The 8,511-nt window shown below is 69.1% G+C and carries 8 protein-coding genes; all 8 read left to right on the top strand.

Annotated elements, in window-relative coordinates; genetic code table 11:
- Positions 1–1,126: geranylgeranyl reductase family protein (locus tag MJ785_RS06765; protein WP_239380205.1), on the top strand; the 1,126-nt coding region annotated here is incomplete at its 5' end.
- A gap of 322 nt (positions 1,127–1,448) precedes the next feature.
- Positions 1,449–1,808: an NADH-quinone oxidoreductase subunit A gene (locus MJ785_RS06760; protein ID WP_239308493.1), complete on the top strand. Its 360-nt coding sequence runs from the start codon at positions 1,449–1,451 to the stop codon at positions 1,806–1,808.
- Positions 1,799–2,650, top strand: coding sequence for an NADH-quinone oxidoreductase subunit B family protein (locus MJ785_RS22160; protein WP_370651424.1), 852 nt, complete (start codon positions 1,799–1,801; stop codon positions 2,648–2,650). Before MJ785_RS06760 ends, MJ785_RS22160 begins: the two co-directional genes overlap by 10 nt.
- Positions 2,647–3,384, top strand: coding sequence for an NADH-quinone oxidoreductase subunit C (locus tag MJ785_RS06750; protein ID WP_239308479.1), 738 nt, complete (start codon positions 2,647–2,649; stop codon positions 3,382–3,384). Before MJ785_RS22160 ends, MJ785_RS06750 begins: the two co-directional genes overlap by 4 nt.
- A 91-nt stretch (positions 3,385–3,475) precedes the next feature.
- Positions 3,476–4,909 carry an NADH-quinone oxidoreductase subunit D gene (locus tag MJ785_RS06745; RefSeq protein WP_239308478.1) on the top strand — a complete coding sequence of 478 codons (1,434 nt, stop codon included), beginning with the start codon at positions 3,476–3,478 and terminating at the stop codon, positions 4,907–4,909.
- Positions 4,909–5,616, top strand: a complete 708-nt coding sequence (nuoE, locus tag MJ785_RS06740) for an NADH-quinone oxidoreductase subunit NuoE (RefSeq protein ID WP_239308477.1) — start codon at positions 4,909–4,911, stop codon at positions 5,614–5,616. The genes MJ785_RS06745 and nuoE overlap by 1 nt, the downstream gene beginning before the upstream one ends.
- A 2-nt stretch (positions 5,617–5,618) precedes the next feature.
- Positions 5,619–6,977, top strand: coding sequence for an NADH-quinone oxidoreductase subunit NuoF (gene nuoF, locus MJ785_RS06735; protein ID WP_239372968.1), 1,359 nt, complete (start codon positions 5,619–5,621; stop codon positions 6,975–6,977).
- Between the two features lie 5 nt (positions 6,978–6,982).
- On the top strand, positions 6,983–8,511 hold a 1,529-nt coding region (locus MJ785_RS06730; protein WP_239380203.1), incomplete at its 3' end, for an NADH-quinone oxidoreductase subunit G.

The raw sequence follows: 8,511 nt of genomic DNA, 5'->3' as shown, positions 1-8,511 counted from the left end.
GGACCGGGACGCCTTGGACCGGGACGCTTTGGGCGGGAATGGCGTTCGGGCGGACTCTGGATGGGCACGGAACCGCGGCCTGCGGATCATCAGCGGCCGGGCGCGGCTCGAGCTGCCCTGGCCCGAGCTCGCCAGCTGGCCGGACTACGGCCTCGTCCGTCCCCGGCGCGACTTCGACGAACTGCTCGCCCGGCATGCGCAGGGCGCGGGGGCCAGGCTGCGGGAGCGGACCGCGGTCACCGGACCGGTCCTCGACGAGCGTACGGGCCGGGTCATCGGCGTGAGCGCGAAGGCCGGCCGCGGCGGGGAACCGGTCGAGTTCCGCGCTCCGCTGGTGATCGCCGCTGACGGCAACAGCGCGCGGATGGCCCTGTCGCTCGGCATCGGCCGCCGCGAGAACCGTCCGCTCGGGGTCGCCGTACGCCGGTACTATCGCAGCCCCCGTACCCACGACGACTTCCTGGAATCCCATCTGGAACTGTGGGAGGGCGCGCCGGGAGCCTCCCGCCTGCTTCCGGGCTACGGTTGGATCTTCGGTATTGGGGACGGGACGAGCAATGTCGGGCTCGGGATCCTGAACACCACCAGCGCCTTCCAGAACACCGACTACAAGGATCTGCTCCGGCGCTGGCTCGGCGGCCTCCCGCCGGAGTGGGGCTACACCGAGGAGAACGCGACCGGCCCGGTACGCGGCGGCGCGCTGCCGATGGCTTTCAACCGCACGCCGCACTATCGCGACGGCCTCATGCTCGTCGGGGACGCGGGCGGTGCGATCAACCCGTTCAACGGTGAGGGAATCGCCTACGCCATGGAGTCCGGGCGCCTCGCCGCCGAGGTAGCCGTGCAGGCACTGGCCCGCGCGGGGGGAGCGGCGCGGGAACGGGCCTTGCAGGCATACCCGCATGTCCTCCAGCAGCGATACGGCGGCTATTACACCCTTGGCCGGATGTTCGTCCAGTTGATCGGGAACCCGGCCGTGATGCGGACGGCAACCCGGTACGGGCTGCCGCGACCGACGCTCATGCGCTTCACCCTGAAGCTGCTGGCGAATCTCACGGACCCGCGGGGAGGTGATGCGCTGGATCGTCTGATCAACGCGATGTCCACGCTCGCACCCGCGACCTAGGTCGACGAGCATGCGATCATGGTTTTCTCCGTAGGCTCGGCGGCGCCGAAGGCTATCGGCGGCCAACGAGTTCGCGCGATTATGGTTGTTTCGCGCAATCGGCGGCCCCGGGGTCGCCAGCGGGTCGAAACGTGCCTCGGCGGATGCCGCCGGACATCACCTGCCGCTCCGGGGCAAACCGGTGTGAACCTTCGGATCGGATGTCGCGTAGGCTCCCTGGCGCGATCCGATCAGCTAGCCCCGGGTCGCTTGGAAATGATCGTCAACCGCGCACCGCCACTGCCACATTCCGCACGAGACCTGCAGAGAGGAGCTCGGCATGCTGTCGAATTACGTGCCGATCCTCGTACTTTTAGTAATCGCGGCAGCGTTCGCGATCGGATCTGTGATCATGGGGTCGCTGGTCGGCCCGAAGCGGTACAACCGCGCCAAGCTCGACGCCTATGAGTGCGGAATCGAGCCGTCGCCCGAGCCGGCCGGTCCGCACCGGTTCCCGGTGAAGTTCTACCTGACCGCGATGTTGTTCATCGTTTTTGACATCGAGATCATTTTTCTGTACCCGTGGGCGGTCGCCTTCGGGAGCCTGGGGATCTTCGGGCTGGTCGAGATGGTGTTGTTCATCGCCACCGTTTTCGTCGCCTACGCGTACGTGTGGCGGCGTGGAGGCCTCGAATGGGACTAGAAGAGAAGCTGCCGGGCGGCCTGCTGCTCACGACCGTCGAGAAGATGGCCAACTGGTCGCGGCGGTCCTCCCTGTGGCCGGCGACTTTCGGGCTGGCATGCTGCGCCATCGAGATGATGTCGACGGGCGCGGGTCGCTACGATCTCGCCCGGTTCGGCATGGAGGTGTTCCGGGCCAGCCCGCGCCAGGCTGACCTTATGATCGTCGCGGGCCGGGTCAGCCAGAAGATGGCCCCGGTGCTGCGCCAGATCTATGACCAGATGCCCGAGCCCAAATGGGTGCTCTCGATGGGCGTGTGCGCGAGCAGCGGCGGGATGTTCAACAACTACGCCATCGTGCAGGGTGTGGACCACATCGTCCCGGTGGACATGTACCTGCCGGGCTGCCCGCCGCGGCCGGAGATGCTCATGGACGCGATCCTGAAGCTGCACGAGAAGATTCTCACCGGCACGGTGACAGGCAAGCTCGAATACACGAAGATCGGCGAGTCGCCCTACCCGAAGCCGATCGAGGTGGCTACCGCGCGGGCCGGTCTGCCGGCCGGGGCGCTGGAAACCAGTACGTTGTCGGTCAACGACCGTAAGCGGTTCCGCCTTCCCGCCGGTGCCCCGGTGCCGACCGGGGCCGGCGCGGTCGAGCCGTCACTTGACACCCGTCGGCCCGCTTCGATCGCGCCCGGCTCGGTGTTCGGCCGGATGAAGCGCCCCGTGCCCGGCGCGAAGCCGGCCGGCGAAGCCCGTCCGACCGGTGGGCCGCGTTCGCCCGCTGGCGGTGCGATCGGTGACAACCTGGGTGCGGTGCCGGCCGCCGGGGCCGTAGCGGATCACGGGGACGAGACATGAGCGAGATCCCGGCGGGTTCGGGCGAAGCGCGGGGCACGCCGGCGAAGCCCGCCGCGCGGGGGGCACTGGCGGAGGCAGCGGGCAGCGGGGGATCGCGTCGGCGTGACGCCTTCGGCGCGTCCGGTTCCGGCGACACCTCCGGTTTCGGTGGTCTCGTCGAGAACCTTCCGGCTCCGGCCTCGACCGCACGGCCCTTCGGCGATCCTGATGCCGACACGGTCTACGACGCCTTGGAGCGCTCTTTCCCGCAGCTCACCGAGGCACTCGAGCGAGTGGTCGTCGAGCGTGGGGAGCTGACGCTGCATGTGCGGCGGGACTACCTGCTCGCGGTCGCGCGGACGCTGCGGGACGATCCGGGCCTGCGCTTCGAGCTGCTGTGCGGGGTCTCCGGCGTGGACTACCCCGACGACTCGACCGGCCGGCGGCTGCACGCCGTCTACCACCTGCTGTCGATGACCTGGCGCCGCCGCGTCCGGGTCGAGGTCGCTCTTGCCGACGATGACCCGGTTGTCCCGAGTGTCATGGGCGTCTGGCCCACCGCGGACTGGCACGAGCGGGAGACCTACGACTTCTTCGGCATAGTCTTCTCCGGTCGCGACAGCCTCACCAGAATCATGATGCCGGACGACTGGACCGGTCACCCACAGCGCAAGGACTATCCGCTTGGCGGCGTGCCCGTCGACTACAAGGGCGCCCAGGTGCCGGCGCCCGATGCGCGGCGGAGCTACTCGTGATCGTCCGTATCTCCCCGCGCCGTGGGCTTCACCCGCGCCGTCCCACCGCGCGCCGTCCCACCGCGCGCTGTCCTTACCAACGAGGTTCGTTATGACCACCCATGCCGCCGAGACGTCCAGCGCATCCAGCGCATCCAGTACGTCCAACACATTCGCCAGGCCGCCGGCCGACGATGTCCCCGCGGATGTCCCCGCTGGCGTTCCCGCGGCCGCCTACGAGGCCGGCTTCACCGAATCGGCGAGCGGACGGGTCTACACCGTTACCGGTGGTGACTGGGAGCAGGTGCTCGGCGCTGGCGAGGACTACACCGAGCGCCTCACCGTCAACATGGGCCCGCAGCACCCGTCCACCCACGGGGTGCTGCGTCTCGTCCTGGAGATCGAGGGCGAGACGGTCGTCCAGACCCGGGTCGTGATCGGTTACCTGCACACCGGGATCGAGAAGAGCTGTGAGTTCCGTACCTGGACGCAGGCGGTCACCTTCCTCACCCGGGCGGACTACCTCTCGCCGCTGTACAACGAGACGGCCTACTGCCTGGCCGTGGAGAAACTGCTCGGTGTCACCGAGGAGATCCCCGAGCGGGCGACCGTCATCCGCGTGCTGGTGATGGAACTCCAGCGGATCGCCTCCCACCTGGTGTGGCTCGCCACCGGGGCGATGGAGATCGGCGCTACCACCGGGATGATTTTCGGTTTCCGGGAGCGCGAGAAGATCCTGGATCTCCTGGAGGCGATCACCGGTCTGCGGATGAACCACGCCTACATCCGGCCTGGCGGGCTGGCCCAGGACCTTCCCGACGGGGTCGAACGCGACATCCGGGCCTTCCTCGACGACATGCCGAAGCGGATCAGGGAGTACCACGCCCTGCTGTCCGGGCAGCCGATCTGGAAGGGCCGCATGGTCGATGTCAATTACATCGACGCGGCCAGCTGCATCGCGCTCGGCGTGACCGGACCGGTGCTGCGCGCGGCCGGACTGGCCTGGGACCTGCGCAAGACCATGCCGTACTGCGGTTATGAGACCTACGACTTTGATGTCCCCACCTCGCTGGATGCCGACTCCTACGCCCGCTACCTCGTGCGGCTGGAGGAGATGGGCGAGTCGCTGAAGATCATTGAGCAGTGCCTGGCCCGCTTGCGCCCCGGCCCGGTGATGATTGCCGACAAGAAGATCGCCTGGCCGGCGCAGCTGTCCATCGGCACTGACGGGATGGGTAATTCGCTTGATCACATTCGTAAGATCATGGGTACTTCGATGGAAGCTCTGATCCACCACTTCAAACTGGTCACCGAGGGCTTCCGGGTTCCGGCCGGGCAGGTGTACACAGCGGTGGAGTCGCCCCGCGGTGAGCTCGGTTACCACGTGGTCAGCGACGGCGGTACCAGGCCGCACCGCGTCCACGTCCGTGATCCAAGCTTTGTCAACCTGCAGGCGGTCCCGGCGATGACCGAAGGCGGCCAGATCGCGGACGTGATCGTCGGCGTGGCGTCCGTCGACCCGGTGCTCGGGGGAGTTGATCGCTGATGCCGATGACCGAACGGACTCGCGCCGCCGCGCGGGACATCATCGCCCGGTACCCGCAGGGCCGTTCCCGCTCGGCCCTGCTGCCCATGCTGCATCTCGTACAGGCAGAGGACGGTTGTGTCACGGCTGAGGGGATCGAGTTCTGCGCTACCGAACTCGGTATCACCCAGGCCGAGGTCAGCGCGGTCGCGACCTTCTACACGATGTACAAGCGCCAGCCGGCCGGCGACTGGCTGGTGTCGGTCTGCACGAACCTGTCGTGCGCGCTGCTCGGCGGCGAGGACGTCTACGCCCGGCTTTCCCAGCATCTCGGCGTCGGCCACGATCAGACGACGCCGGACGGCGCGATCACCCTGGAGCATGCGGAGTGCCTGGCGGCCTGCGACTACGCACCGGTGATGACCGTGAACTACGAGTTTTTCGACCAGGTGGACCCGGATTCCGCCGTTGAGATCGTGGACGCGCTCCAACGCGGCGAACGCCCGGTGCCGACCCGCGGCGCGCCGTTGTGCACGTTTGTCGAGGCGTCCCGGCAGCTGGCTGGTTTCCACGACCCGCGCCCCGGCGCGGTGGCCGGGCCGGGGGTGGGCGAACCATCCGTCGCGGGTCTCCTGATCGCGGACGCCGGCACGCCGGCCGGCACCGCGGCCGGTGCTGCCAGGCGGACCCACACCGTGCCGACCGACCATCCGACGAAGGGGAGCTGACCATGCCGGTCACCCCGGTCCTCACCGGACGCTGGAACACTCCGGAGTCCTGGACGCTCGCCACCTACGAACGCACCGACGGTTACCAGGCGCTGCGCCAGGCGCTGGAGATGGGTCCGGACGGCATCATCGGGCTTGTCAAGGACTCCGGTCTGCGGGGCCGCGGTGGCGCCGGCTTCCCCACGGGCATGAAGTGGAGCTTCATCCCGCAGGGGGACGGCAAACCGCACTACCTGGTCATCAACGCGGACGAAGGCGAGCCCGGCACCTGCAAGGACGCGCCGCTGATGATGGCCGACCCGCATTCGCTGATCGAGGGCATCATCATCGCCTCCTTTGCGGTGCGGGCGAACCACGCCTTCATCTACCTGCGCGGGGAACTGGTGCACTGCGGGCGCCGGCTGCGGGCCGCGGTCGCCGAGGCCTATCACGCCGGCTACCTCGGCGCCGACATCCTCGGCAGTGGGTTCAGCCTGGACCTGGTCGTCCATTCCGGCGCCGGTGCCTACATCTGCGGCGAGGAGACCGCGCTGCTCGACTCCCTGGAGGGCCGCCGCGGCCAGCCTCGGCTGCGCCCACCCTTCCCGGCGACGCACGGGCTGTACGCATCGCCGACGGTGGTCAACAACGTCGAGACCATCGCCAGCGTCCCGTACATCGTCCGGCGCGGGGTCGAGTGGTTCCGATCGATGGGCCGAGAGCGTTCCCCCGGGCCGAAGATCTACAGCCTGTCCGGGCACGTGACCCGTCCGGGCCAGTACGAGGCACCGATGGGAACCACCCTCGCCGAGCTGTTGGAGATGGCCGGCGGCATCCGCGGGGGGCGGCGGCTGAAGGCCTGGACGCCTGGCGGATCCTCGACACCGATGCTCACCGCCGACCATCTCGACGTCCCGCTGGACTTCGAAGGCGTTGCCGAAGCCGGTTCGCTGCTTGGCACGGCCGCTATTATGATCATGGACGAGACCGTCGACATGCTCAGGGTCGTCCGGCGTCTCACCCAGTTCTACGCGCACGAGTCGTGCGGCAAGTGCACGCCGTGCCGGGAGGGGACGCCGTGGATGGTGGGCATCCTGTCCAGGCTTGAACGCGGTGAAGGCGACGTAACGGACGTCGATACCCTCCTTGACGCCTGTGACAATATCTTCGGCCGGGCTTTCTGCGCCCTTGCCGACGGCGCGACCTCGCCGATCGTCTCGGGAATCACGTTCTTCCGGGACGAGTTCCTCCGGGCCGTGCCCACTGGGTCCGCGCCGGGCCATGCCGGTACCGGCGCGCTGGCCACCGAATCCGCCGTTACCGAATCCGCCGCCACCGACAGCGTCGCCGGTTCGCCGGACGCCCTCGCGAGAGCTCACTGATCACTATGACAACCGTGTCGACGAGCAGCGCCTCGCAGCCCCCGGCCGTGCCCACACCGCCGGATCTTGTCACCCTGACCATCGACGGCCAGCCGGTCAGCGTTCCCAAGGGAACGTTGATCATCCGTGCGGCCGAGCTCCTCGGGATCGAGATCCCACGGTTCTGCGACCATCCGCTGCTGGACCCCGTCGGGGCCTGCCGGCAGTGCATCGTCGAGGTCGAGGGGCAGCGCAAGCCGGTCGCCTCCTGTACGACGACCGTGTCGGCCGACATGGTCGTGCGCACTCAGCTCACCTCGCCCGTCGCTACCAAGGCGCAGGCGGGGACGCTGGAGTTCCTGCTGCTCAACCATCCGCTGGATTGCCCGGTCTGTGACAAGGGCGGCGAGTGCCCGCTGCAGAACCAGGCCATGGCCAACGGCAAGGCCGTCTCCCGGTTCAAGGAACCCAAGCGGACGTACCCGAAGCCGCTGGCCATCTCCACCGAGATCCTGCTCGACCGGGAGCGCTGCGTGCTGTGCGCGCGCTGTACCCGGTTCTCCGCGCAGATCGCCGGTGACCCGTTCATCGAGCTGTTCGAGCGGGGCTCGGACGAGCAGGTGGCGGTCGCGGAAGGTGAGCCGTTCCACTCGTACTTCGCCGGCAACACCGTGCAGATCTGCCCGGTGGGGGCGCTCACCAGCGCGGCCTACCGCTTCCGCGCACGGCCGTTCGACCTGGTCTCCACCCCGACCACCTGTGAGCACTGCGCCGACGGATGCGCGCTGCGGACCGACCACCGCCGCGGCAAGGTGATGCGGCGGCTCGCCGCTGAGGACCCGGCCGTCAACGAGGAGTGGAACTGCGACAAGGGCCGGTTCGCCTTCGCCTACGCCAGCGCCGCTGACCGGCTGCGCACGCCGTTGGTCCGGGACGACTCCACCGGCGAGCTCGTCGAGGCCTCCTGGACCGAGGCGCTCGCGTTCGCGGCCCGCGGGCTCGCGGAATGCCGGGACCGTCATGGCGTCGGCGTCCTGGCCGGCGGCCGGCTGACCCGCGAGGACGCCTATGCCTACGCCAAGTTCGCCCGGCTTGTCCTGCGCACCAACGACGTGGACTTCCGCACCCGGCCGCACTCGGCGGAGGAGGAGGAGTTCCTGGCCCACGCCGTTGCCGGTACCGGCATCGGGGTGACCCATGCGGATCTCGAGTGCGCACCCGCCGTGCTGCTGGTCTGCCTGGAGCCCGAGGACGAGGCGCCGATCATCTTCCTGCGGCTGCGCAAGGCCGCGGCCAAGCGGGGGACGGCGGTCTTCGCGCTGGCGCCGTTGGCCAGCCGGGGGCTGGCCAAGATGGCGGGGACGCTGCTGCCCGTCACCCCCGGTGGGGAAGCGGCGCTGCTGTCGAGCCTGGCGGCCGGGGATGGGACAGCCGGTCGCGCGCTGCGAGCGCCCGGGGCTGTCATCCTGGTGGGGGAGCGGGCCGCGCAGGCGCCTGGCACCTTCACCGCGGTCCTCCGGCTCGCGGAGGTGACCGGCGCGCGCCTGGCGTGGGT

The sequence above is a fragment of the Protofrankia sp. CiT1 genome, from assembly GCF_917627335.1.
GTDB lineage: Bacteria > Actinomycetota > Actinomycetes > Frankiales > Frankiaceae > Protofrankia.
This window is presented reverse-complemented; position numbering and strand designations above follow the sequence as displayed.

Bases quoted from the DNA above. Each gene is read 5' to 3' on its own strand.
- MJ785_RS22160 (WP_370651424.1), top strand. From the start codon at position 1,799: ATGGGACTAGAAGAGAAGCTGCCGGGCGGCCTGCTGCTCACGACCGTC.
- MJ785_RS06750 (WP_239308479.1), top strand. From the start codon at position 2,647: ATGAGCGAGATCCCGGCGGGTTCGGGCGAAGCGCGGGGCACGCCGGCG.
- MJ785_RS06745 (WP_239308478.1), top strand. From the start codon at position 3,476: ATGACCACCCATGCCGCCGAGACGTCCAGCGCATCCAGCGCATCCAGT.
- nuoE (WP_239308477.1), top strand. From the start codon at position 4,909: ATGCCGATGACCGAACGGACTCGCGCCGCCGCGCGGGACATCATCGCC.
- nuoF (WP_239372968.1), top strand. From the start codon at position 5,619: ATGCCGGTCACCCCGGTCCTCACCGGACGCTGGAACACTCCGGAGTCC.